This window comes from Streptomyces sp. NPDC088354 (assembly GCF_044753585.1).
Lineage (GTDB): Bacteria > Actinomycetota > Actinomycetes > Streptomycetales > Streptomycetaceae > Actinacidiphila.
On the sequence record NZ_JBIVNJ010000158.1, the window covers coordinates 1 to 1672 of the forward strand.

1 protein-coding gene is annotated in these 1672 nt (G+C 68.8%); it reads left to right on the forward strand.

All coding sequences use genetic code 11. The features are described from left to right. Positions 1–424: 424 nt before the first annotated feature. Positions 425–1645, forward strand: coding sequence for an IS110 family transposase (locus ACIP98_RS42445; RefSeq protein WP_401982236.1), 1221 nt, complete (start codon positions 425–427; stop codon positions 1643–1645). Positions 1646–1672 lie beyond the last annotated feature (27 nt).

Genomic DNA, 1672 nt, shown 5'->3' on the forward strand with positions numbered 1-1672 from the left:
CTCCTAATGGGGACGTAAGTGTTGGGGATGACCGGCACGTGGTGAGCCGTATTCGCTCCTGAGGCGCCGACCTCTCAAGGCAGAGCCGGTCCCGTGTGCTGGTCGTCCCCGGCATCCGCCGGGGACGCGTGACCCGGCGGGGCCCCGGCCACGCTCCAGCCTTCGTCCCGCTCGCCCGGCCCCGCCGACCACGCGACCAGCGTGCGTCTCGGTCGCTAGCGTCGTGGACCAGGCCGCCGGCAGGGATCACCTCTCACCGCTTCGGGAACACAGAGTTCCCCCGCAGACCGAGGGCCCTGCCGGTCGCCGGGATCGCGAACGGCTGATCGGATGACGGGCCGCACGAGCCCTTCCATTAGGGAGCCGCGCACCCTGCACGGCTGTGACCAGCAGCAATACCCTCACCAACCAGGAGGACGGATCCATGGCCCGCATCTTCTGCGGGATCGACTGGGCCAGCGATCACCACGACGTGGCCCTGATCGACCAGGACGGAGCGCTGTTAGCCAAGCTCCGCATCGACGACAACGCCACCGGCCTGACCCACCTGCTGGATCTGCTGGCCGACCACGGCGACACCCCACAGTCCCCGATCCCGGTGGCCATCGAGACCTCCCACGGCCTGCTGGTGTCCTGCCTGCGCGCCACCGGCCGACCCGTCTACGCCATCAACCCGCTCACCGCCGCCCGCTACCGCGACCGATACGCCCTGACCCGCAAAAAGTCCGACCACCTGGACGCCAAGGTCCTGGCCAACATCCTGCGCACCGACCCCGCCGAACACCGGCCCCTGCCCACCGACAGCGAGCTCGCCCAGGCCATCACCGTCCTGGCCCGCGCCCAGCAAGACGCCGTCTGGGACCGCACCCAAGCAGGCAACAAACTCCGCTCCCACCTGCACGAATACTTCCCCGGCTTCCTCCCGGTCTTTACTCATTACCGCGAGGGCATCACGTCGAAGGTGACCCGTACCCTGCTGGCCGCCGCCCCCACACCGACCCAAGCCGCCCGCCTGTCCCGCAGCCAGCTCCGCGCCCTGCTCATCAAGGCCGGTCGTCAACGCGAGATCGCCCCCGAGGTCGAACGCCTCCACCAGCTGCTGCGCGAACCCCAAATGCAGCAACCACCCCTGGTCGAACAGGCCATGGGCGCCAAAACCCAAGCACTGCTACGGCAGTTCAACGCGGCCTGCACCAGCGCCGACGAACTCGAAGCCGCCACAGTCGCGGCGTTCGAGACGCACCCAGACGCCGAGATCATCACCAGCTTCCCCGGCCTCGGCGCCCTCACCGGCGCCCGCGTCCTCGCCGAACTCGGCGACGACCACACCCGATTCGCCGACGCCCGCGCACTCAAGGCCTACGCCGGAGCCGCACCCATCACCCGCGCCTCCGGAAAGAAGACAACCGTGCTGGCCAGACACATCAAAAACCAGCGCCTGGCCGCCGTCGGCTACCTGTGGGCCTTCGCCGCCCTCACCGCATCACCCGGCGCCCGAGGCCACTACGACCGCCGCCGAGCCACCGAAGAACGCCACACCGCCGCCCAACGCAACCTCTTCAACCGCATGCTCGGCTGCCTCCACCACTGCCTGACCAAGCGCATCCCCTACAGCGAAGAGATCGCCTTCCCCACCATGGCTTGACAGATCAACCGCATCGGATGTCTGCCT

What these genes read in the sequence shown, in the direction of transcription:
- ACIP98_RS42445 (WP_401982236.1), top strand. Translation starts at nt 425, where the DNA reads ATGGCCCGCATCTTCTGCGGGATCGACTGGGCCAGCGATCACCACGAC.